General features: G+C 57.2%; 26 protein-coding genes and 1 tRNA gene. 11 read left to right on the top strand and 16 right to left on the bottom strand.

Annotated elements, in window-relative coordinates; all coding sequences use genetic code 11:
- Positions 1–3 precede the first annotated feature (3 nt).
- The 3 genes from ACXJGX_RS00865 to ACXJGX_RS00855 form a co-directional block, all read right to left on the bottom strand.
- Entirely contained in the window at positions 4–1350 is a 1347-nt protein-coding gene (locus ACXJGX_RS00865; RefSeq protein ID WP_474778244.1) for a DUF2927 domain-containing protein, read from the bottom strand.
- Entirely contained in the window at positions 1347–1796 is a 450-nt protein-coding gene (locus ACXJGX_RS00860; protein ID WP_474778243.1) for an N-acetyltransferase family protein, read from the bottom strand. The genes ACXJGX_RS00865 and ACXJGX_RS00860 overlap by 4 nt, the downstream gene beginning before the upstream one ends.
- A 73-nt stretch (positions 1797–1869) precedes the next feature.
- Entirely contained in the window at positions 1870–2709 is an 840-nt protein-coding gene (locus ACXJGX_RS00855; protein WP_474778242.1) for an AAA family ATPase, read from the bottom strand.
- Between the two features lie 186 nt (positions 2710–2895).
- Here ACXJGX_RS00855 and dksA point away from each other — a divergent pair, with 186 nt between their 5' ends.
- Complete coding sequence (dksA, locus tag ACXJGX_RS00850; protein WP_474778241.1) at positions 2896–3318, top strand: RNA polymerase-binding protein DksA; 423 nt, start codon at positions 2896–2898, stop codon at positions 3316–3318.
- Position 3319: 1 nt separating this feature from the next.
- Positions 3320–4468: an FAD-dependent monooxygenase gene (locus ACXJGX_RS00845; protein ID WP_474778240.1), complete on the top strand. Its 1149-nt coding sequence runs from the start codon at positions 3320–3322 to the stop codon at positions 4466–4468.
- On the opposite strand, the gene ACXJGX_RS00840 is transcribed toward ACXJGX_RS00845, so the two are convergent.
- The 5 genes from ACXJGX_RS00840 to ACXJGX_RS00820 are packed head-to-tail and all read right to left on the bottom strand — an operon-like array spanning position 4465 to position 6766.
- Positions 4465–4791 (bottom strand): hypothetical protein, encoded by a 327-nt coding sequence (locus tag ACXJGX_RS00840; protein WP_474778239.1) that lies wholly within the window; start codon positions 4789–4791, stop codon positions 4465–4467. The two genes, ACXJGX_RS00845 and ACXJGX_RS00840, sit on opposite strands and share 4 nt — an antisense overlap.
- Before the next feature lie 55 nt (positions 4792–4846).
- A complete protein-coding gene (gene xth, locus ACXJGX_RS00835) occupies positions 4847–5647 on the bottom strand; it encodes an exodeoxyribonuclease III (protein ID WP_474778238.1) in 801 nt (266 codons plus the stop codon).
- Positions 5648–5704: 57 nt separating this feature from the next.
- Positions 5705–5896 (bottom strand): hypothetical protein, encoded by a 192-nt coding sequence (locus tag ACXJGX_RS00830; protein WP_474778237.1) that lies wholly within the window; start codon positions 5894–5896, stop codon positions 5705–5707.
- Between the two features lie 34 nt (positions 5897–5930).
- Positions 5931–6467: a hypothetical protein gene (locus ACXJGX_RS00825; protein WP_474778236.1), complete on the bottom strand. Its 537-nt coding sequence runs from the start codon at positions 6465–6467 to the stop codon at positions 5931–5933.
- Complete coding sequence (locus ACXJGX_RS00820; protein WP_474779147.1) at positions 6443–6766, bottom strand: HesB/IscA family protein; 324 nt, start codon at positions 6764–6766, stop codon at positions 6443–6445. The genes ACXJGX_RS00825 and ACXJGX_RS00820 overlap by 25 nt, the downstream gene beginning before the upstream one ends.
- A gap of 76 nt (positions 6767–6842) precedes the next feature.
- Here ACXJGX_RS00820 and ACXJGX_RS00815 point away from each other — a divergent pair, with 76 nt between their 5' ends.
- The 9 genes from ACXJGX_RS00815 to ACXJGX_RS00775 all read left to right on the top strand — a co-directional run bounded on the left by ACXJGX_RS00815 (position 6843) and on the right by ACXJGX_RS00775 (position 17808).
- The gene (locus tag ACXJGX_RS00815) at positions 6843–8015 is read left to right on the top strand and encodes a deoxyguanosinetriphosphate triphosphohydrolase (protein WP_474778235.1); all 1173 of its coding nucleotides are present in this window, start codon (positions 6843–6845) and stop codon (positions 8013–8015) included.
- Positions 8005–9840, top strand: a complete 1836-nt coding sequence (locus tag ACXJGX_RS00810; protein ID WP_474778234.1) for a cation:proton antiporter — start codon at positions 8005–8007, stop codon at positions 9838–9840. The genes ACXJGX_RS00815 and ACXJGX_RS00810 overlap by 11 nt, the downstream gene beginning before the upstream one ends.
- A 152-nt stretch (positions 9841–9992) precedes the next feature.
- Complete coding sequence (locus tag ACXJGX_RS00805) at positions 9993–12284, top strand: Orn/Lys/Arg family decarboxylase (RefSeq protein ID WP_474778233.1); 2292 nt, start codon at positions 9993–9995, stop codon at positions 12282–12284.
- Positions 12285–12405: 121 nt separating this feature from the next.
- Positions 12406–14145 (top strand): arginine--tRNA ligase, encoded by a 1740-nt coding sequence (gene argS / locus ACXJGX_RS00800; RefSeq protein ID WP_474778232.1) that lies wholly within the window; start codon positions 12406–12408, stop codon positions 14143–14145.
- A gap of 69 nt (positions 14146–14214) precedes the next feature.
- Positions 14215–15132 carry an SPOR domain-containing protein gene (locus tag ACXJGX_RS00795; RefSeq protein ID WP_474778231.1) on the top strand — a complete coding sequence of 306 codons (918 nt, stop codon included), beginning with the start codon at positions 14215–14217 and terminating at the stop codon, positions 15130–15132.
- A 6-nt stretch (positions 15133–15138) separates the two neighbouring features.
- The gene (locus ACXJGX_RS00790; RefSeq protein WP_474779146.1) at positions 15139–16122 is read left to right on the top strand and encodes a glycoside hydrolase family 3 N-terminal domain-containing protein; all 984 of its coding nucleotides are present in this window, start codon (positions 15139–15141) and stop codon (positions 16120–16122) included.
- Between the two features lie 6 nt (positions 16123–16128).
- The gene (locus tag ACXJGX_RS00785) at positions 16129–16935 is read left to right on the top strand and encodes a segregation and condensation protein A (protein WP_474778230.1); all 807 of its coding nucleotides are present in this window, start codon (positions 16129–16131) and stop codon (positions 16933–16935) included.
- On the top strand, positions 16932–17573 hold the full coding sequence (gene scpB / locus ACXJGX_RS00780) for an SMC-Scp complex subunit ScpB (RefSeq protein WP_474778229.1): 642 nt from the start codon (positions 16932–16934) through the stop codon (positions 17571–17573). The genes ACXJGX_RS00785 and scpB overlap by 4 nt, the downstream gene beginning before the upstream one ends.
- 52 nt (positions 17574–17625) lie before the next feature.
- Positions 17626–17808 carry a hypothetical protein gene (locus ACXJGX_RS00775; protein WP_474778228.1) on the top strand — a complete coding sequence of 61 codons (183 nt, stop codon included), beginning with the start codon at positions 17626–17628 and terminating at the stop codon, positions 17806–17808.
- On the opposite strand, the gene ACXJGX_RS00770 is transcribed toward ACXJGX_RS00775, so the two are convergent.
- The 8 genes from ACXJGX_RS00770 to ACXJGX_RS00735 form a co-directional block, all read right to left on the bottom strand.
- Positions 17798–18883 carry a 2'-deoxycytidine 5'-triphosphate deaminase gene (locus ACXJGX_RS00770; RefSeq protein ID WP_474779145.1) on the bottom strand — a complete coding sequence of 362 codons (1086 nt, stop codon included), beginning with the start codon at positions 18881–18883 and terminating at the stop codon, positions 17798–17800. The two genes, ACXJGX_RS00775 and ACXJGX_RS00770, sit on opposite strands and share 11 nt — an antisense overlap.
- A gap of 62 nt (positions 18884–18945) precedes the next feature.
- Positions 18946–19022, bottom strand: a tRNA-Pro gene (locus ACXJGX_RS00765).
- A gap of 59 nt (positions 19023–19081) precedes the next feature.
- Positions 19082–19621 carry a MerR family transcriptional regulator gene (locus ACXJGX_RS00760; RefSeq protein WP_474778227.1) on the bottom strand — a complete coding sequence of 180 codons (540 nt, stop codon included), beginning with the start codon at positions 19619–19621 and terminating at the stop codon, positions 19082–19084.
- Positions 19622–19624: 3 nt separating this feature from the next.
- Positions 19625–19927 carry an integration host factor subunit alpha gene (gene ihfA / locus ACXJGX_RS00755; protein ID WP_474778226.1) on the bottom strand — a complete coding sequence of 101 codons (303 nt, stop codon included), beginning with the start codon at positions 19925–19927 and terminating at the stop codon, positions 19625–19627.
- A gap of 94 nt (positions 19928–20021) precedes the next feature.
- The gene (locus tag ACXJGX_RS00750) at positions 20022–20993 is read right to left on the bottom strand and encodes a beta-ketoacyl-ACP synthase III (RefSeq protein WP_474778225.1); all 972 of its coding nucleotides are present in this window, start codon (positions 20991–20993) and stop codon (positions 20022–20024) included.
- 2 nt (positions 20994–20995) lie between these two features.
- Positions 20996–22117, bottom strand: coding sequence for a phosphate acyltransferase PlsX (gene plsX / locus ACXJGX_RS00745; RefSeq protein WP_474779144.1), 1122 nt, complete (start codon positions 22115–22117; stop codon positions 20996–20998).
- 22 nt (positions 22118–22139) lie between these two features.
- A complete protein-coding gene (gene rpmF, locus ACXJGX_RS00740; RefSeq protein ID WP_474778224.1) occupies positions 22140–22346 on the bottom strand; it encodes a 50S ribosomal protein L32 in 207 nt (68 codons plus the stop codon).
- Positions 22347–22507: 161 nt separating this feature from the next.
- Positions 22508–23065, bottom strand: a complete 558-nt coding sequence (locus ACXJGX_RS00735) for a YceD family protein (RefSeq protein WP_474778223.1) — start codon at positions 23063–23065, stop codon at positions 22508–22510.
- Positions 23066–23103: the final 38 nt, after the last annotated feature.

Below are 23103 nucleotides of genomic sequence, written 5' to 3'. Positions count from 1 at the left end.
TTGTCAGTTTGTACGCGCGAGCGGCGCGAGTGAGGCAATTTCATTGAGCCGTTCGATGACGTCATCGCGGCTTCCAAAGCCGTAGCGTGCCCACGCCAGACTGTCGACCCGCAGCGCCATGCCGTCTGTGGTGTTGCCTTGAATGTCCAGCGCTTCGGCTTTGAACATCATCAACAACGCCAGCAGCGATGCGTTTTCATAGCGCCGTGCCACGGGGATTGCCGCGTCTGTAATGGCGATCGTCGCCTCTGCATCGCCCCGTTGCAAGGTGAATGCCGCCATTTGTACCGCAACATGGGCCGCGTGAATATCGGTCAGGCTGCTGGAGCTGTAGGCGCGGTTGGCGGCGTTGAATGCGATCAGGGCTTGGGATGAATCATTGCTGATTTGAAGGCGCCCATAGGCGTATTGCGCAAATCCGGCCCGTGGCCCACCCCAGCCGATCTGGTCGCCAATCGTCACTGCACGCCCTGCGGCGGCGCGGCGCGCATTTTCTGATCCTGACCCGCTCAGTGCGGTTTCGATCGCCGTGATCCATGCCCGTGGGGTCGGTTGGGCCGTGTCGCCTCCGCCGCGTTGACCACGCGGATTTAATCGCGCGAGGATGCCCGGCAGCCGTGCTGCCACGTCGGCGCGTGACATGCCACTGCGCAATTCGCGGTCGTAGAACACGCGCAGGATCAGCATGTCAAAACCCGTCAGCACCGCGTGCATGTTGTCATCGTTATAAACGGAATCCGGTAGGCGATAGAGGTCGTTTAGCGGGCCCAAACCCTGGGCAAGTTCTTCGTGCAGGCAATCGCGTGCTTCTTGGGGCGGGGTGTCGACGGGAATAAAGATCGCCGCGGTTTCACGGCGCGCCAGCGTCGCCCATTCCAATGCGCCGTTGTTGCGTGAACGGCGCAGTTCCGCCCAGCTTTGCACGCGGGGCACGACAAAACATGCCGCGGCAGGCGCCACGGCTTGCAACTGTCGTTGTGTCACGGCTTCGATGACGATGTTGGCCTGTCGCGCATTGGTCCGCCGGATATCGATCTGTGCCTCGTTGCGCAGCCGCGCCAGCAGCGCGTCCAGATCCTGTGACATCTGCGGCGGCATTGCCCCGCTTGTGCGCACTGTGATGGGCGTTTCAAACCGCGTCAGAATCGGAAGCGGTTGCCCGCTTTCCATCCGAAACGCGAGATCAAGAAAGTCTTGCGCGATTTCCGAATTGGGGCGCTGTGGCGGTGTGGGGGTGGCTTGGTGAAAGCTGCGCATCGCTGGGAATTCCAGCAAAATCGGTTCGGGGCCTTGGGGGACCTCGGTACAGGCTGTGGTCAGCGCAAGGACCATGGCGGCAAGGCGCTTCATAGCGGTCTCTGGTATTTAACAAAGTCCGTGACGGTGCCAATACGGTCATATAGCTGTCGTGCGGATGTATTATCGGATTGCGTCATCCAATAGACATTGGGCGCGCCAGCCTTGTCCGCAGCCTGATAGACGGCTTCGATCAATTTACGTCCGACACCCGTGCCGCGCACGGACGGATCTGCAAAAAGATCTTGCAGGTAGCACACGTTTTCAATGCGCCAACCGTGCCGATGAAACACGTAATGGGCCAGCCCGACCAAAACACCGTTCTGTTCGGCAACCAGCCCGTGAAAATCCTGCGGGTCCCCCCCGATCATGCGCGCAAAAGTGCTGTTATAGACCGGATCGGGCAGGGCGGTTTTGTAAAATGCCAGATAATCTGTCCAAAGCCCGCGCCATGCAGGGAAATCTGCGGCGGAAAGCGGTCTAATCTGTGTTTGGGCCATGAATGTGTTACTCTTGCAGGGTTTGATCGACAATAGTCCGCTTTGGGGCGGATGCCAGTCAAATCACTGTGGGTTAGCGCCCCGAACGCGCCATAAATGCAAGCCGTTCAAACAGATGCACGTCCTGTTCGTTTTTTAGCAACGCCCCATGGAGTTTTGGCAACGCGTTGGCCCCGTCGCGGCGCAAATCCTCGGGGGTCAGGTCTTCGGCAAGCAAAAGTTTCAGCCAATCGATCACCTCGGAGGTTGACGGTTTTTTCTTGAGACCCGCCGTTTCGCGAATTTCATAGAACTGGGTTAACGCGGCCGTCAGGAGCGCGTCTTTGATACCGGGATGGTGGACGGCGACGATTTTGCGCAGCGTGTCGATATCGGGAAAGCGGATGTAATGGAAAAAGCAGCGGCGTAAAAACGCGTCGGGCAGTTCTTTTTCGTTATTCGATGTAATGATCACAATCGGGCGGTGGACGGCGCGAATGGTTTCCCCTGTCTCGTAGACATGAAATTCCATCCGGTCCAATTCCTGCAGCAGGTCGTTGGGGAATTCGATGTCAGCTTTGTCGACCTCGTCGATCAAAAGAACCGACCGGCCGGGGGCGGTAAAGGCCTGCCACAGTTTCCCTTGCTTGATATAGTTCGCGACATCGTTGACCCGCGCATCGCCTAACTGGCTGTCGCGCAAACGGCTGACCGCATCGTATTCATACAGCCCTTGCTGCGCTTTGGTTGTGGATTTCACGTGCCATTCAATCATGGGAAGATCAAGCGCTGCGCTGACCTGTCGCGCCAGTTCTGTTTTGCCAGTGCCGGGCTCACCTTTGACCAGCAGCGGACGCTGCAAGGTAATCGCCGCGTTGACGGCCATTGTCAGGTCGCTTGTTGCGACATAGCTGTCAGTCCCATTGAAATGCATGACGTTTTGCCCCTTTTTCCTAAGCCTAACCTAGCAGTTTACCAAGGATCATCAACATCACGCTTAGACCTTAATTCAGGGGGTGACACTGTGCCGCCAAAAGAGTAAACCCCGCGTAAATACGGCATAGGATGTAACATTTTATCCGCATCCGTCGCCGCATCGGAGCTATGATAGGGTATGACGATGAAAGCTGAAACGTTTCTTCCAGAAGACTACACACCCGCCGACAATGAGCCGTTCATGAACGAGCGTCAGACCGAATATTTTCGTCGCAAGCTTTTAAACTGGAAGGCCGAACTGATGGAAGATACCCGCGACACTGTCGCAGGTATGAAAGATCAAACGCGCAATATTCCCGATGTGGCCGACCGTGCATCCGAGGAAACAGATCGTTCGCTGGAACTGCGGACCCGTGACCGTCAGCGCAAGCTGGTCACCAAGATTGACGCGGCTCTGCGCCGGATCGATGAAGGTGAATACGGCTATTGCGAAATGACCGGAGAGCCGATTTCGCTCAAACGTCTGGACGCGCGCCCGATCGCGACCATGAGCCTTGAGGCGCAAGAGCGTCATGAGCGCCGCGAGAAGGTCCACCGCGACGACTAAAGTGTCCCATAACGCACACCGTGATGTCGCGATTATCGGCGGCGGGATTGGCGGGTTGACCGCCGCAATCGCGTTCGCCCAACGCGGTGCGCGGGTGACAGTCTATGAACAGGCGGCCGCCTTGACCGAAGTCGGGGCAGGGCTGCAAATAACCCCGAACGGCGCGCGTGTCCTACATGCCTTGGGGCTGGAAAGCGCATTAAATCATGTGGGACTTACAGCGCAGGCTGTGGTCCCGATGGATGCTGTGTCGGGTCGCGAGATTACCCGCTTTGACCTTTCCCAACAAACCCCGGCCTATCGGTTTTATCATCGATCTGCGTTGATCGACCTGTTGGCGCGGGCCTGCGCGGCGAATGGTGTGACGGTGCAATTGAACGCACGCATCGACGATTTGCAGCCGGACGGGTCGTTCATGACCGCATCGGGGCGTGTGTCGCCCGCGGTGACCATTGGCGCAGATGGGCTGCGGTCTGTGGTGCGCGGCGTAATCAACGCGCCGTCCCAACCATTTTTTACCGGGCAGGTCGCCTGGCGTGCGGTGGTCAAGTCCGACGACGCCGACCCGGTGGCGCGGATCTGGATGGCGCCCGGTCGGCATATGGTGACTTATCCTTTGGCGGGCGGGCGTTTGAATATTGTCGCCGTGCAGCAACGCAGTCAGTGGGCTGATGAAGGTTGGCATCACACGGATGATCCGGGGAATTTGCGCCATGCGTTTGCGGATTGTCACTGGCGTCTCAAAAGCGTGCTAAGTGACGTCGCGCAGGTCAATCTGTGGGGCTTGTTCCGACACCCCGTCGCGCAGCGTTGGCAGATGGGTACAATTGCCATTTTGGGCGATGCCGCGCATCCAACGCTGCCATTTTTGGCGCAAGGGGCGAATTTGGCGATCGAAGATGCCTATGTTTTGGCGCGCTGTTGCGATGAAAACGCGCAGCTTTCAGCGGGGTTAGCGGCCTATCAAACGGCGCGCCGTGCCCGTGTCGTAAAGGCGATTAACGGCGCCAATGCCAATGCCCGCAACTATCATTTGGGCGGTCTGCAACGGCGTGTGGCGCACGCCGGGCTGGGGCTGATGGGACGTGTCGCGCCTGCGGCGTTTTTGAACCGTATGGGATGGCTTTATGATTTTGACGTGACCAACTAACGCCAGTTGTTGTTGGTCCAGCGGGTCACGTTTTCAAGCACCTCGTAGGTGCGGAAGTCGACGCGGTACAGGTCATTTTCGATCCGCATATAAATCCAGCCATCGCTGACCGGCGGCAGGCCGTAGTAGCGGATATTCATCAATATCGAGTGCGCGCCGCGGTCTAGAAATTCGCCGATTTCGACCGGGCTGGGTCGCGGTTCGGCGGATGTTTTTACGGTCTCGCACTGTGTTCCTGGTACGTTGATCAGGCACTGCGCGGCCGCCTGGGACGGCCCAATACCCAGCATCAGCAGTGCCGTAAAAATGGATTTATCGAGCATTTTCAACATGCTCCTTGTTACTGTTTACCATGGATCGCAAGGTGTAGATAGGCGGCTAAGCCGCAAGGTCAACCCAGACAGGCACGTGGTCGGATGGTTTTTCACGGCCACGCACTTCGGATTCGATCCAGCAATTTTTCAACAGATCGGCGCATTGCGGCGTCAGCAAGAAATGATCAATGCGGATGCCGTTGTTTTTTTCCCATGCGCCGGCTTGGTAGTCCCAGAACGAATAATGGCCGGCCCCGGATTCAACGGCGCGAAACGCCTCTGTGAACCCAAGGTTGAAGATTCGGCGAAAAGCAGCGCGGCTTTCGGGCAGGAACAGGGCGTCATCGCGCCATGCATCGGGGCGCGCGGCGTCTTCGGCTTGGGGGATGATGTTATAATCGCCGGCCATCAAGGCAGGGATTTCAGAGGCAAGCAATTCTTGTGCGCGGGCATACAGCCGGTCCATCCAGCGTAGTTTATAGTCATATTTTGGGCCGGGTGCCGGGTTGCCGTTGGGCAGATACAGCCCGCAAATACGGATTGCCACGTCGCCCACAACAGTCGCTTCGATATAGCGGGCTTCGTCGTCGTCGGCACCTTCACGCCCGGCGCCCGCAGCACCCGGCAAACCGCGTGTGACATCCTCAAGCGGGAATTTTGAAAGGATCGCGACACCATTAAAGCCTTTTTGGCCGTGGGTTTCGACGTTATATCCTTTGTCTTCAAGAAGGTCGCGCGGGAACCCTTCGTCAACGGATTTGATTTCTTGCAAGATTGCGACGTCCGGGTTGGTGTCATCCAGCCAGTCGGTCAACGCATTTATCCGGGCTTTGACGCCGTTGATATTGAATGTCGCAATTTTCATATCTGCCCCCTATGTCGCCGGGCAGTTCTGCAGCAGGGAACGCGGATGCGCAAGCGTTCAGCGTTTGTTGTCGGTCCGCACCGGAATACGGGCCAACGCGGTCATCAGACCGGGAAACCGCGCATCTTTGTTTTTCGCGGCAACACTGTTCAGGTGGTTGCGGAAAATGGCAAGCTGTACCAGCATCGCGGCAGCAAAGATGGCCAAGGCGGCTTCGGTCGCGGTGAACGTGGTCAGTTGGTCCAGCATGGTGAGACTCCTCTATCAACAGACGCTTAACATATTATGGATCGCTACGCAAAAGATTGCGAAAGCCTTCATAATTGGTTCTGCGTCCCTTCAACGTAGATATAGTGTCGAAAGCACGCTTGCGGTAGGCCTGTACCCCAAAAAAGGCAGCAACCATCGCGCCAGAGATGCCTGTAGCGGTTAAAATATCAGCAGATCCGTAAACAACGGCGCCAAAAGCGCCCAACATCAGACCGATGATCGTGCCCATCGCCAACCGGCTGGGCACCATATCATTTTCAAGCCGCGCAATGTCGTGGTCCAGATCGCGCACACGGTCGGCCAAGGATTCGCCGATCGCCTCGGCAAGATCGCGGTAGGTCAGGGTGTTGGTGTCGCGGGCACCTGCAAGCAGCCTGTTGCGCAGGTCGATGCGCGATGGGCCATCGGTTACAGCCTGATCAAGAAGTGACGCGATTTCTGCGTTGCGCCCGTCCCAATCGTTATCTTTGGTGTCGCGCTGGACCTGATCCAAGATCAGGCGCGCCAGCCTTTGATTGTCCTGCATTACATCGAAAAAGACGTGCCGCACCCGCAAGAAGACGTGGCGTTCGGGTTTTGGATAACAAAGCGCGCGCCAATCAGTTCTTCGGTAAAGTCGATGGTCGCATCAGCCAAGAATGGCAGGGACACGCTGTCGATCACGACGGTTTCACCCTTATCGGACAGGATCAGGTCGTCCTCTTTGGCGTCATCCAGATCAATTTCGTATTGGAAACCGGAACATCCGCCGCCTTCGACGGCGATGCGCAGGGCCTTGCCTTGGGACGCGGCACCAATTTCGGCCAGCCGTTCAAACGCGCGGGGTGTCACTTTGGGGGGGATCGTCAGCATATTGCGACCTATCAGTTTGTGTTCACTTGCAATATAGGTGCCACAGGCACGACGGACAAGACAGGCAAATATCATGGCAGCGCTATATGCAACCGACCCGGTAAACCCGCGTGGGCGGCTTTATCCCGAAGAAGAGAGCTATTTTCGCTCGCCTTTTCAACGCGACCGCGACCGGATCATCCATTCCAGCGCGTTTCGACGGCTGAAGCATAAAACCCAAGTGTTCATCGAACACGAGGGCGATTATTTTCGCACCCGCCTGACCCATTCGATTGAAGTCGCACAGGTAGGCCGCACAATTGCGGGCACGTTGGGGCTGAATGTCGAACTGACCGAGGCGGTGGCATTGGCCCATGATCTGGGGCACACGCCCTTTGGCCACACCGGCGAAGAAGCGCTGGATGCCTTGATGCGCCCCTATGGCGGGTTTGACCACAACGCGCAGGCTTTGCGGATCGTGACCGATCTGGAACGGCACTATGCCGAATGGGACGGGCTGAACCTGACGTGGGAAACGCTCGAGGGTATCGCAAAGCACAACGGCCCGGTGACGGGTGATATTCCGTATGCATTGGCGGCCTATAATGCGCGCCACGATCTGGAACTGCACACCCACGCAAGCGCGGAAGCACAAGTTGCGGCGCTTGCGGATGATATTGCATATAATAACCATGACTTACATGACGGACTTCGCGCGGAATTGTTCAGCACGGACGATCTGGCCGAACTGCCGATCCTGCGCGACTGCTTTGCGCGGGTGGATGCAAAATATCCCGGTCTGAATTATTATCGCCGCCGTCACGAGGCACTGCGGCGGTTCTTTGGCGTGTTGGTCGAGGATGTGATTACCGTCAGTCAACGCAACTTGATCGACCTTAACCCACAGTCTGTCCACGACATCCGCCATGCCGGACGCATGGTGATCCAGTTTTCGCCCGCTCTGTGGGCGGACCTGAAGGTCATTCGCCAATTCCTGTTTACGCGCATGTACCGCGCCCCTGCGGTCGTCGAAATGCGCGTCGTCGTCACAAAGATGGTGAATGACCTATTCCCGTTTTTTATGGATAATACTGACGAACTACCAAAACAGTGGCGCAAAGATGTGGCCGACGCGCCTGATCGCCTTACCTTAGCGCGGATCGTGGCGGATTATATCGCGGGCATGACGGATCGGTTTGCGATTCAAGAACACAAACGACTTATTGGGGGCGAAGACATCCCCGCAGGAGTGATTGATGGCAGTTGAAACAGCAGCGGGCGCGATGGCCCCGGTCATGGCATTTGCGCTTGTGGGCGCCCTTGGGGTTGGATCGCAATGGCTTGCGTGGCGTTTACGGATGCCCGCGATTGTGCTGATGCTGGTTGCCGGTGTCCTGATCGGGCCGGTGACCGGGGTCTTTAATCCTGCCCGCGATATCGGGCCGCTGATGAGCCCGATTATCTCGATCGCTGTTGCGATTATTCTGTTCGAGGGTGGGCTGACCCTAAACTTTCATACCTTGTCGGATGCGGCCAAAGGTGTGCGCCGTCTGGTGTTTATCGGGGCGCCGCTGGGGTGGCTGACATCAACCTTGGCGCTGCGGTACGGGGCAGGGTTGTCGTGGGAAAGCGCGACAGTATTCGGCGGGATTATGATTGTGACAGGCCCGACTGTGATTGCGCCGCTCTTGCGCACGGCGCGTCTGTCCAAACGCCCGGCGGCATTGCTGCAATGGGAGGCGATAATCAACGACCCGATTGGCGCGTTGGCCGCTGTCTTCGCGTTCGAAGTTGTGCTGGTCCTGAACACGGCAACGACGGTGCAAGCCGCCGTGATGGATTTGGTTGTCGGCATCGGTTTTGCCACCCTCGTGGGGGCCGTTGCGGGGTACGGCATTGCACGTGGGTTCAAGCGTGGTTGGGTGCCGGAATATATGAAAGTGCCTGTGCTTTTTGCACTGCTTTTGGCGGTATTCGGGGTGTCGGACTATGTCCTGCACGAAAGCGGCTTGTTGGCTGTCACCATTATGGGGATCGTGATCGCCAATGCCAATCTGCCCAGCTATGAAGAACTGCGCCGCTTCAAGGAACATGCGACAGTTTTGCTGGTGTCGGGCGTGTTCATTCTGTTGGCTGCCCAACTCGATTTTTCTGCGCTGGCCAAATTGGATATGCGCGCCGTCGGCTTTATTGTTCTGGTCATTTTCGTCGCCCGCCCGCTGACGGTCCTCATTTCTTTGCTGGGGTCTGGCGTTCCTTACAAAGAACAATTTCTGGTGGCGTTTACCGGGCCGCGCGGTGTGGTTCTGGTTGCGGTGGCGGGGCTGTTTGCAGAACGGTTGTTGACCCTCGGATTTGAAGACGCGGCATTGATCGGTCCGCTGGCGTTTGTGTTGGTTTCGGTCACCGTGGTTTTGCACGGGTTTACGTTAGCGCCCTTCGCGCGCTGGCTGGGCCTGACGGGGGCTGACGTGCCGGGGGTGGTGATTATCGGTGGGTCCGCATGGACAACCGCCTTTGCCGAGGCGTTGAAAAAAGCCGAGGTGCCAGTGCTGATGACCGATCCGAACTTTGGCAATTTGCGGGGCGCACGTGCGGCGGGCATTCCGACGTTTTCGGGTGATATCCTGTCAGAGGCTGCCGAACAGCGGCTCGAGCTGATCAGCTATGCGACATTGGTCGCGGCCACGGACAATGATGCGTATAATACCCTTGTCGCGACCGACCTTGCCCCCGAATTCGGGCGCGACAGCGTGTTTCAGGTGCTGCGCAGCCATAGCGACAGCGCGCGGCACCAGTTGCCGCGCACCTTGGGGGGGCGCAAGTTTGGCCCCGAAGAAACCCATGCCGGGCTGTGTAACTTGATCGCACAGGGTTGGACGTTCAGGATCACACGTCTGACCGAAGAATACACGCTGGACGACTGGCGTGCCAAACGCCCGGATGCGCATCTTTTTGCGCGGATTGATACCAAGGGCGCGATTAAACTTGTTCGCAAGGATGAAGAAGTGAAAGGCGCACCAGACGTCCGCATCATCGCGCTGCGGCCGCCGGAATCGGTTGATGACGAACAGCCACCCGCCGATGCATAAATCCATGCGCAGGGGCGGTTGCAAACGCCGCCCCTGACTGGACATGCTGACACGAATGCCCACATAGTCTTGCGAAAACCACAGGCCAAGCGCGTCGTCAGAATCAATGCGACGACCGTGGCCTAACGCCCGCGTCTCTGAAGGAGCCCGATATGAAATTCCGCTTTCCCATTGTGATCATCGACGAAGATTTCCGGTCTGAAAACACGTCTGGCCTTGGGATCAGGGCGTTGGCGACGGCCATCGAGGCCGAAGGATTCGAAGTGCTGGGTGTGACAAGTTACGGCGATCTGTCGCAATTTGCGCAGCAGCAATCGCGTGCCAGCGCGTTCTTGTTGTCTATCGACGACGAAGAATTTACGCCCGGTCCCGACCTTGACCCGGCGGTCCTGAACCTGCGCAATTTTATCGAAGAAGTGCGCTGGAAAAACGAAGACGTGCCAATTTACGTATACGGTGAAACCAAAACCAGCCGGCATTTGCCCAACGATATCTTGCGCGAATTGCATGGATTCATTCACGCCTTCGAAGACACACCGGAATTTGTAGCGCGTCATATTATCCGTGAGGCGAAACAATACCTTGAAGGGATTCAGCCGCCGTTTTTCAAGGCGTTGCTGGATTATGCCGAGGACGGGTCGTATTCATGGCATTGCCCCGGCCATTCAGGCGGCGTGGCATTTTTGAAAAGCCCGATTGGCCAGATGTACCACCAGTTTTACGGTGAAAACATGTTGCGCGCGGATGTGTGCAACGCGGTCGAAGAATTGGGTCAGTTGCTGGATCACAACGGGGCGATCGGCGCATCAGAGCGCAACGCCGCGCGAATTTTCAACGCGGACCACTGCTATTTCGTGACCAACGGCACATCGACGTCGAATAAAATGGTCTGGCACCACACCGTTGCCCCCGGCGATGTTGTTGTTGTGGACCGCAACTGTCACAAGTCGATCCTGCACAGCATTATCATGACCGGCGCTATTCCGGTGTTCTTGAAACCAACGCGCAACCATTACGGCATTATCGGCCCGATCCCGCAAAGCGAGTTCGAGATCGACAGCATCAAGGCCAAGATCAGGGCAAACCCGCTGCTGGCCGGGGTTGATGCCGATGCGGTAAAGCCGCGGATCATGACGTTGACCCAATCCACCTATGACGGCGTGCTTTATAACACCGAAACCATTAAAAACCTGTTGGATGGCTACGTCGAAAACCTGCATTTTGACGAGGCATGGCTGCCGCATGCGGCCTTTCACCCGTTTTACGGCAGCTATCACGCGATGGGGCGCAAACGTGCACGCACAAAACATTCGGTGACTTACGCGACCCAGTCCATTCATAAACTGCTGGCGGGTATTTCGCAGGCCAGCCATGTTTTGGTGCAAGACAGCGAAGACACCAAATTGGACCGTCACCTGTTTAACGAAGCCTACCTGATGCACACGTCAACCAGTCCGCAATATTCGATCATCGCAAGCTGTGACGTGGCCGCCGCAATGATGGAGCCGCCGGGCGGTACGGCTTTGGTCGAAGAAAGCATCGCAGAGGCGCTCGATTTCCGCCGGGCGATGCGCAAGGTCGACGAAGAGTTCGGCGAAGGCGACTGGTGGTTCGAAGTGTGGGGGCCAGACGCGCTGAGCGAAGAAGGCATTGGCGAAACCAAGGATTGGGTTTTGAAACGGACAGATGCTGACGGCGTGCAAGCCGCCGACGGCGAGGATTCCTGGCACGGTTTTGGGTATATGGCGCCGGGTTTCAACATGCTTGACCCGATCAAGGCGACGTTGATCACACCGGGTCTGAATTTGGACGGTCGATTTGAGGAAACCGGGATTCCGGCCTCTATCGTGTCGAAATATCTGGTGGAACACGGCGTTGTTGTCGAAAAAACAGGGCTTTACAGCTTTTTCATCATGTTCACGATCGGGATCACTAAAGGGCGGTGGAACACGCTTTTGGCGGCGTTGCAGCAGTTCAAAGATGATTACGACCGTAACCAACCGCTGTGGCGGACGATGCCGAAATTCTGCGCCAAACATCCGCGGTACGAAAAGATGGGCCTGCGCGATCTGTGCCAACACGTGCATACGCTTTATGCGAAATATGATGTGGCGATCCTGTCGACCGATATCTACCTAAGCGATCATACCCCTGCGATGACGCCAAGTGCGGCCTTCGCCCATATCGCGCAGCGCACCACACAGCGCGTGCCGATCGACGAATTGGAAGGGCGGATCACAACCAGTCTGGTGACCCCATATCCGCCGGGCATCCCGTTGTTGGTGCCGGGCGAAGTCTTCAACAAAAAGATCGTGGACTACCTCAAGTTCAACCGCGAGTTCGCGCGCGAATGTCCGGGGTTTGAAAACGATATTCACGGGCTGGTGCACGAAGTTGCCGAAGATGGCACATCGACGTATTTCGCCGACTGCGTCGCCGAGTAACAGGTGCGTTCGGCCAGACGCGGCCCTTTTGACATAAGGGCCGCGATCCATTGACCTGCGCGGTTAGGGTGGTAAACCCTGACCAAATGTTATGATGCCCGTCTGGGGCCGAAGGACTGTTATGAACCTCTTTGCTGATATCCGTACCCGTGTCATTGCCTGCCTTGATCAAATGGTCACAGAAGGCACGCTGCCCGCCGGCCTGTCCACTGCGGGCGTTTCGGTGGAACCACCGCGTGATCCGGCGCATGGCGATATGGCGACAAACGCGGCGATGGTTCTGGCGAAACCTGCACAGATGAACCCGCGCGTGATCGCGGATGCCTTGGCGGCTAAATTGCTGGCCGATCCGATGATCACAATTGCACAGGTTGCGGGACCGGGTTTTCTGAACATGCGGTTGGATCCGACCGTATGGCAGGGTGTGGTCAAGACGGTTCTGTCTGATCCAAGTTTCGGCCAGTCCACGCTTGGGCAAAATCAACGGATGCTGGTGGAATACGTATCCGCCAACCCGACGGGGCCGCTGCACGTCGGTCACACGCGGGGGGCTGTGTTTGGCGATGCGCTGGCGCGGTTGCTGGATTACGCGGGCTACGATGTTACCAAAGAGTATTATATCAACGATGGCGGCGCGCAGGTCGATGTTCTGGCGCGGTCTGTTTATAACCGTTACCTAGAGGCGCATGACCTGAGCGTGGATTGGCCCGAAGGCACATACCCCGGTGATTACCTGATCGAGGTCGGCGAGGCGCTGAAAGCCAAGGTTGGCGACAAGTTCGTCGGCAAGGGCGAACAGTTCTGGCTGGAAGAGGTGCGCGAATTCGCCACCGAGGCCATGATGGATCTGATCCGCGCAGATTTGAAATCGCTTGGTGTCGAGATGGACAGCTTCTTCTCGGAAAAGTCGCTGTACGGCACGGGCTTGATCGAAAAGGCAATTGCCGAGCTGGACGCAAAGGGATTGATTTACCGCGGCGTTCTGGAACCCCCAAAGGGTAAAACCCCAGAAGATTGGGAGCCCCGCGAGCAGACATTGTTCAAATCGACCGAACATGGTGATGACGTGGACCGGCCTGTGCAAAAATCTGATGGCGCGTGGACATATTTCGCGCCCGACATCGCATATCACTATGACAAGGTGCAGCGCGGCTATGACCAGTTGATCGATGTCTTTGGTGCTGATCACGGGGGCTATGTCAAACGGATGAAGGCGGCGGTGTCTGCGTTGTCCGATGGCCGCGTACCGCTGGATATCAAGCTGACGCAACTGGTTAAACTGTATAAGAACGGCGCACCATTCAAGATGTCAAAGCGGGCAGGGACGTTTGTGACCCTGCGCGATGTGGTGGATCAGGTTGGCCCCGATGTGACCCGGTTCCACATGCTGACCCGCAAGAACGATGCCCCGCTTGATTTTGACTTCGACAAGGTGCTGGAGCAGTCAAAAGACAACCCTGTCTTCTATGTGAACTATGCCTATGCGCGGGTGAATTCCGCTGTGGCAAAGGCCAGTGCTTTTGCAAAGGTGGATGATGTCACGCTTGCCGGCGTCGATATGTCAGGTCTCAATCACGACGCAGAGCTTAATGTGATCAAGAAATTGGCGGAATGGCCGAGGTTGGTGGAAATCGCCGCCAAAGGTCACGAACCACACAAGATCGCCTTCTATCTGTATGATTTAGCGTCAGATTTCCACGCGCTTTATCACCGTGGAAATGATGAAACCGCATTGCGGTTCGTGCAGGAAAGTGACCCAGACACAACACAGGCGAAAATCGCCCTAATCCGGGCCGTAGCGATTGTTATTTTGCACGGATTGGGTATTCTCGGCGTCACACCGGCAGAAGAAATGCGATAACGTATATTTGCCGGATCGCGCTGAGTTAACGGACCCATAAGCCAAAAAGGCACGGGCAGTGAGGCAGAGATGGCAGTATATGACGAGGGCTTTGCCCGCGTAGGTGACGCATCGCGTCCCGGAAATTTCATCAATTATATTGGTGCAGGCCTTTCGCTTGCGCTCATCGTCGGGGTTGGCCTTTGGGGCTATAAATTGATCATGCGCGATGTCAGCGGCATTCCCGTTGTGCGTGCCATGGAAGGCGAAATGCGCGTGCTGCCCGACAATCCGGGCGGGTTTGTGGCCGATCACATTGGTCTTGCCGTGAACGAAGTGGCAGCAAGCGGAGAGGCGGGCGGTCTGGAAGACAGGCTTGTCTTGGCACCAACGACCGTGGGCCTGTCAGAAGAAGATTTAGCCGCACAGCCAACTGCCGAAGCGGGCGAAATGGTGGCGACCGCGGCGACCACTGACCTGTCTGCAACAGCGGTCAGCGCTAATATGGGTGATTTGGACACGATGGACGTGGACCAGATCATGGCGCTGGCGGACCAAATCGCGGCCGGAGCAGAACCGTTTGCCGATACGCCTGTGAACCCGGACCGCATTGCCGCAACTGTACCCGGTGTGTCCCGGTCCGTGCGCCCGATGGTGCGTCCGGCCAGTCTGCGCAGCGTTGCGGCAGCACCCGTCGCAGCCCCCGCCACATCTGCGGCGCCCGACGAAGTGGCCGTGAGCGGCCAGGATTTCCCTGTTGGCACCAATCTGGTGCAGCTTGGCGCGTTCCAGTCACCGTCGGTTGCAGCGACCCAGTGGGCTTTGCTTGAAGGGCGGTTCGATTCGCTGTTGGATGGCAAAGAACGCGTCATTCAGGTCAGCGACCAGTCCAGCGGCACATGGTACCGCTTGCGCGCCAGCGGGTTTGCCGACAATGCCGAAGCCCGCCGGTTCTGCGCCGCGCTTGTGGCCGAAGGGGCGGATTGTATTGCGGTACAGGTCAACTAAGTGGTGATGAACGCCGCGATTTTCGGGCCTGCGGGGCTTGCGGTCACGCCGTGGGAGCGAAAGTTCTTTCGCGCTGTTAATCCGCTTGGGTTCATCTTGTTTGCGCGCAATGTCGATAATCCAGACCAATTGCGGCGCCTGACAAGCGACCTGCGCGAAGCAGTTGGGCGCGAGGCCCCGATTCTGATTGATCAAGAAGGCGGGCGTGTGCAGCGCATGCGGTCGCCGCATTGGCGCGAATTTCTGCCTGCGCTGGATCAGATGGATCGTGCAACCGACCCGCTGCGCGCGCATTGGATACGCAACCGGCTGATTGCCGATGATCTGCGCAGTGTCGGTATTGATGTGAATTGCGCGCCGCTGGCAGATATTGCCGAAGACGCAACCCATCCTTTCTTGCAAAACCGCCTTTATGGCCGGGATGTGGACAGCGTTGTCGCAGCGGCGCGTGTCTGTGCCGACGCGCATTTGGCGGGCGGCGTTTTGCCGGTGCTCAAGCACATTCCGGGCCACGGGCGTGCGGCGGTCGATAGCCATCTGAACCTGCCCACAGTGACAGCGACACGTGCTCACCTGACGGCCAAAGATTTTGCACCCTTTCAGGCCTTGAACGATCTGCCGATGGGGATGAGCGCACATATTGTGTTCACGTCCATTGACCCGCGTGGCCCTGCCACCACATCGCCTGCGATGATCAAAGTCATCCGTAACGAGATCGGATTCGACGGGTTGCTGATGACGGACGATCTGTCGATGCAGGCGCTTTCGGGCACCGTGGCAGACCGTGCGCATGCGGCGATCGCTGCCGGATGTGATGTGGTTTTGCACTGCAATGGTGATGGGCCTGAAATGGAAGCAGTCGCACATGCGGCCGGGACCATGACCGCAGCGGCGAAAAAACGCAGCGATGATGCGCTTGCTTTGCGCAAGCCACCCGAAATTGTTGACATCAGCGCGCTGGAGGCCGAACTTGAAGCGCTTTTAGCGTGAGTTCTGATGCAACAAGATTTTGACCTATCTGACGACAAACTAAGCGTCAGCGACCGTGTCGCCGCCGAAGCGCTGATCGTCGATGTCGGCGCGTTTGAAGGGCCTCTCGACCTGTTGCTGACGCTGTCGCGCACGCAAAAGGTGGACCTGCGTAAAATTTCGATCCTTGCGCTGGCGCAGCAATATTTGGCCTTTGTGGAAAAGGCCAAACAATTGCGGCTGGAACTGGCGGCGGACTATCTGGTGATGGCGGCATGGCTCGCGTTTTTGAAATCACGCTTGCTGCTTCCTCCCGATCCCAGCGAAGAGGGGCCATCGGGCGAAGAGCTTGCCGCGCACCTCGCGTTCCAGCTAGAGCGGTTACAAGCGATGCGCGAAGCGGCCGCAAAACTGATGGGTCGCGACCAGCTGGGGCGCGATTTCTTTGCGCGGGGCATCACCGAAGATGTGCAGCGGGTGCGCCGTGTCACCTATACTGCGACGCTGCTGGATCTTATGCAGGGCTATGCCCGTATTCGAACCCGCGACGATTTTCGCCCGTTCGTATTGGACCGTGCGCATGTGATGACGATGGAACAGGCGCTGGACCGGATGCGGCATCTCATTGGTTTCGCGGGCGACTGGACCGACATTTTCAGCTATCTGCCCGATGGGTGGGACGCAGACCCGCAGCGGCGCAGATCGACGACTGCGGCGACCTTTGCCGCCAGTTTGGAACTGGCAAAGGAGGGCAAAATCGAAATACGTCAAGGCGATGTGTTTTCCCCGATCCAAATTCGCAAACGGGCCCCCAGAGATGAAAGACCGTCATGAGTAAGCCACAGAACGATAGCCTGTTTGATGCGCCGCCAATGGGCGAACAGGAACGCATGGTCGAAGCCATCATGTTCGCCACCGCTGACCCGGTGACGGTCCAAGAACTGATCGGGCGGATGCCCCATGGCTGCGATCCCGCCGAGGCGATCGCGCGTTTGCGCAAGCGCTACGAAGGACGCGGTGTGAATTTGGTGAAAATTGACAACGCATGGGCCATTCGCACAGCGCCTGACCTTGGGTTTTTGATGCAAAAAGAAACCATTGAGATGCGCAAACTATCGCGCGCCGCGATCGAAACATTGGCGATTGTCGCCTACCACCAGCCTGTCACCCGCGCCGAGATCGAAGATATTCGCGGCGTAAGCGTCAGCCGCGGCACGATTGATCAGTTGATCGAAATGGAATGGATCCGGTTCGGCCGCCGCAAAATGACGCCGGGTCGGCCTGTGACCTTTGTGGTAACGTCACATTTCTTGGATCACTTCGGATTAGAAACAGCGCGTGATCTACCGGGTCTGAAGGATTTGCGCGCGGCGGGATTGCTGGAAAACCGTCCACCGCCCGGCACAACCCGTCTGGGCGAGGATGACGAGGACGACGATGGCGACGATCAAACAGAGTTGTTTGAAGATTGATCATTTGCGCCTATATTCATCTAAACAACGCCAGAGAGGCCATGCAATGAATATGAACCGTTTGATCAACATGGGTGTCCGTATGGCGATGAGACACGGTTCCAAATACCTTGCGAACCGCGGCAAAAGCCATGCTGATATGACACCCGATGAACGCAAATCTGCGCAGTCATCACAGGTGAATATGCGTCGTGCACAGCAAGGGCTGCGGTTTTTCCGCCGTTTTATGCGTTAGATTTAAAGTGTTTAGACAGCTTTAAACCCTGGCCCTGATAGTTTGATTTGATGTCGCGCCCATAAAGCGCGTCTGGCATTGCTGCCATATGTTCATAGACCAATCGGCCGACGACCTGACCATGTTCCAACACAAACGGCGCTTCGTGACAGCGGACTTCAAGCACCCCGCGTGATCCGGCGCCGCCCGCTTCGGCATAGCCGAATCCGGGGTCAAAGAAACCTGCGTAATGTACCCGAAATTCACCGACCATGGCCAGATAAGGCGCCATTTCTGCGGCTTGCATCGGGGGAATCACAATCGATTCGCGGCTGACCAAAATATAGAACGCGCCGGGGTCAAGAATGATCCAGCCGTCGTTGGTGTGAACTGGCTCCCAAAAATCGGCAGGGTCGTAATGGTTGAGTTTGCCCAAATCAACCACGCCCGTGTGCGGTTTCGCGCGGTAGCCGACAAGATTTCCCTGTTCGGGACGCAAATCGACTGAAAACCCCAGCCCGTCCGAAATGACCGGGTCGCCTGAGACAATCGGTGTTTGCGCATGCAGACGGCGCAGGTCGTCGTCGGACATCAGCGTTTTGCCTTGGCGAAAGATGATTTGATTCAACATCTGGCCGGGCTGCGCGACAACGGAAAAAGAGCGGGGACAAATTTCGACGTAAAGTGGGCCGTTGTATCCCTCAGGAACGCGGTCGAATTCGACACCGCGGTCGGTGATGATGCGGGTCAGCAGATCAAGCCGCCCGATGGATGATTTGGCGCTGGCGGCTGCGGTCATGCCTTGGGGCAGGGACAGGCTTTCCATCAGGGGCACGACATAAACACAGCCCTTTTCCAGCACGGCGCCGCCGGTCAAATCAATGGCATGCATTTGAAAATCGGCCAGACGGTCACGGACCGTGCGCTGACGCCCCGCCAAAAACGACGCCCGCACCCGGTAGGCGGTGTTGCCAAGGCGCAGATCCAGCGATGCCGGCTGTATTTGTTCCGGTGTTATGGGCGCGATGGCCGCAATATTACCCGAACCGATCAACGCACGAATTTGGTGATCTGCTAATACGCCCGGTGTTTTCATCATGACCCCCAGATAGATAACAAAACGCCCGCTGCGTTGAAACGCAAGCGGGCGGTTGTGATTGGTCGGGCTAGCAGGACTCGAACCTGCGACCTTCCGTCCCCCAGACGGACGCGCTACCAGGCTGCGCTATAGCCCGACTTGGCGCTTTCATACCCGAAAAGAATTTGGGAGCAAGCCCGAAACGCACGGGCATTGCTACTGGGTATGCATCTGTTGGCGCAAGGCATCCAGACGTGCCAACAGCGGTGCAATTTGTGCGGCGCGCGCGCGCAACGTGGCCTGATCCACAAGGCGCAGACCAAACATTCGTGCAGGCAGATGGGTAATCTCCGCAGGCATCGCGGGCAATGTGACCGCAGGCGCATCGTCATCTGGCAGCGGGTCTGGTGCTGTCGGTTGCGGCGCCGGTGCCGTTTCCACGGTGGGCGCGGGCGGCGTGACTTCGGGGGCGTCGGAGGCATCCAACATGCGACCCAGCGTCGCCACATGTTTGACGCCCTGTTCGCGCAGAATCTTTTGAACGCCTTTGATGGTCAGCCCATCCTCGTGCAATAACTGCTTTATGCCGCTTAACAGCTCCATATCTGCGGGGCGATAATACCGTCGGCTGCCAGCGCCTTTCACGGGTTTGATCTGGGAAAACTTTGTTTCCCAGAATCGCAACACATGTGTCGGCGTATCAAGCCATTCAGCAACTTCGCTGATGGTTCTAAAGGCGTCTTTGGCTTTTGCCATATCTTAGTGCTTGTTCCCCGCAGCGACGCGATCTTTCATCAGATGCGACGGGCGGAATGTCAAAACGCGGCGCGGGTGAATAGGGACCTCTTCGCCGGTTTTAGGGTTACGGCCAACACGTGCGGCCTTTTCTCGGACCGAAAACGTTCCGAAAGATGAAATCTTGACGGCCTGACCGTCCACCAATGCATCTGATACGTGCGTCAGCACGCTTTCCACCAGATCGGCGCTGTCGTTACGAGACAATCCGACTTGCGAATGTACGGCGTCAGCTAAATCCATGCGTGTTAAAGTTTTGTCGGCCATCGGGTCCCCCTGAAATATTCTTGTAGATTAAGCGCGCTGTAATTTCAGAGTCAATAACAAGGACTTGGCAAGTCAGGTTAACATGACCTTCGGTTTACCATCGCAGAACGACCGAACCCCATGCCAGCCCGCCACCGATCGCCTCGGCGACAATCAAATCGCCCTGCTTGATCTGGCCGTTTGCGACCCCGACGGACATTGCCAGCGGGATTGATGCCGCCGACGTATTCCCGTGGTCCTGAACTGTGACAACAACCCGGTCCATTTCGACGCCCAGCTTTTTAGCTGTGGACTGGATGATTCGAATATTCGCCTGATGTGGCACAATCCAATTGACGTCGTCCGCGGTCAGGCCAACTTTTTCCAGCGCTTTATCAGCGGTTTGCGCCAGTTTTTCGACAGCGTGACGGAAGACTTCTTTGCCTTCCATCCGCAACACACCGGTGTTTTGGGTGGCAACGCCACCATCGACATAAAGAAGATCCTTGTAGCGCCCGTCGGAATTCAGATCTGTCGATAGAATACCACGGTCTGCCGTGGTGCCTGTACCGGTCTCGGCCTCGAGAACCAGCGCACCTGCACCGTCGCCAAAAAGTACGCAGGTGGACCGGTCGGTCCAATCCATAATGCGGCTGAATGTTTCGGCGCCGATGACCAGAATACGGTCAGCTTGGCCAGACAGAATCAGCGCATTGGCATTGCTGAGCGCGTAAACAAAACCGGCGCAGACGGCTTGCACGTCAAAGGCATAGCCCGTGGTGTTACCAATCTGGCTTTGCACCATTGTTGCGACCGATGGGAATGTCATGTCCGGCGTCGAGGTCGCAACGATGATCGCGTCAAGGTCTGCGGCGTCCATCCCGGCCATCTTTAATGCAGCCTGTGCTGCATGCGTGGCCAAATGCGATGTGGTTTCGCCCGGCGCAGCAAAATGCCGACGTTCAATTCCCGAGCGGGATTTGATCCATTCGTCTGTGGTCTCGAGCGATTTCTCGAACTCAGAGTTGGGGACAATGCGAGCGGGCAGGTAATGCCCAACCCCTTTGACGACTGCGCGACGTGTCATAGCTATTCGCCTGTATTGGTGCCTGGCGTTTCGGCGCCTGCTTCTTGAAGCGCATCTTGGGCAAGTGCCGCAGCAGATGCAACCCGTGCTGCCAGCTTATCGGAAAAACCGTTTTGGGACAGACGGTAAGCCAGATTAAGCGCGGCTGCGACGCCTGTCGCGTCGGACGAACCGTGGCTTTTGACGACAGTTTGATTGAGGCCCAGAAACACGCCGCCGTTCACGCGGCGCGGGTCAATCCGTTTGCGAAGCCGCTTCAGAGATCCGCGCGCCAGAAATGCACCCAGCATCGACAGCGGGGATTTCATCAGGCTTTCCCGCAGCAGCCCCGAGATCAGATTGGCCGTGCCTTCGCCAGTCTTTAGCGCGACGTTGCCGGTAAACCCGTCGGTGACAATTACATCCACTTTGTCGGATGGCAGGTCGCCTCCTTCGACAAAGCCGACGTATTCATATTCGCCGGCAACTGCCGCAGCGCCGATGATTTCATGCGCGACCTTAAGTTCGGCGCGGCCTTTATGTTCTTCGGTGCCGACATTTAACAAACCGACGCGCGGACGCGCGATGTCAAGCCCGTTGCGCGCGTAAGAGGCGCCCATCAAGGCATAGGTCAGCAAATCGTCCTGATCGGCACGGATATCCGCGCCAGCGTCAAGCATCACGTTAAAACCTGCGGGGTTTCGCGATGGCCAAAGACAGGCAATCGCGGGGCGGCTCACGCCTTCGGCCTTGCGCAAGCGCAGCATGGACATTGCCATCAGTGCGCCCGTATTGCCGCAGCTTATGCAGACTGCGGCTTCGCGGTTGCGCACAGCTTCAATGGCCGACCACATCGATGTTTGTTTGCCGTGCCGCAGAACATGGCTGGGCTTATCGGACATCTTCACAACATCATCGGCAGGGCAGATTGTGACCTGCTCGTTGATTTTATGCTTTTTTATCAGTGGCTTCAGAACATCCTTTGGCCCGTGCAAAAGGGCACGTGCTTGCGGGTTTTTGTTCAGAAACTTTGAAAGGCCCGCAACAACAGTTGCAGGCCCTTTATCGCCACCCATGGCGTCGATTGACAGCACATGAGATGCGCCCGAAGCCGCCGGCGCGGTGTCCGTCAGGCTTTGTGTCATGCTCATGTACCTGCGCCGCAGCTTACGCTGCGTCTTCGTCCAGATCGATTTCTGTTTTGTCAGCGATCACTTCGCGTGTCGCATAGTGACCACAAGAAGGGCACACGTGGTGTGGGCGCTTCAGTTCGCCACAGTTGTCACACTCGTTCGGGTTCGCCGCAACAAGTGAGTCGTGTGAGCGCCGGTTGTTGCGGCGGGATTTGGATACTTTGTTCTGCTGGACAGCCATGTCTCAACCCTATGATAGTGGGCCGACGGCCCTGATTTCGTGCATTCTCGCGGCGTCCTACGCCAAACAGGCAGCCCTGTCGAGAGCGATGTAAAAGAGGTCGCGAACATACTGCGATTTTATTGCGGCGCAACCTTTTTTGTATGTCGCTGCGTGTAACCCTATTCTTCTTTCTTTTCAATAGCTTCTCTTAATGCGCTTAGCCCGGCAAAGGGTTTCGCGTCGTCATCGGTCATTGGGGCAGCACCCGGTTGGGTATAAACAACCTGTCCTAATGCGGCGCCTTCGCTGCGTGGATAGGCCGGTAAGGCCAGCGATAGCGCCTCGATCATGACCTCTGCGACGTCAATTGTGCTGGGAAGAGGTTCAAATGTGTCGTCCTCGGGCATTTCGACTTCGGAGGATTCGATTTCATCGAAGTCAGCGCTGTAGGTGCGTATAACGTCTTCATCGACGCGGGTGGTGACAGGCGCCAGCGTAATCACGCATTCCTGCACTGCGGTGGCACCCAATTGCGCCGTAAGACGCCAATCTGCCCGGCCAAGTGGTGTCAGCTCACCTTCAAAGCGGAGCTTCTTGACTGCGATGATTCCCAGCGCGTCTGCGATGGCTTTTCGTTCATCCGATGTGGGTGTCAGTGCAAATCGTGTCGCCTTGCGGGTTGCAAGGTCTGCCAAACGCAGGTGTGAGTGAGGCAATTGGGCCAAAGTTGCTTCCATTCTTGAACAGGGGCGGGCTGTGATATACTTGGGGATAA

It is taken from the genome of Yoonia sp. SWMV100, assembly GCF_056108365.1.
This window is presented reverse-complemented; position numbering and strand designations above follow the sequence as displayed.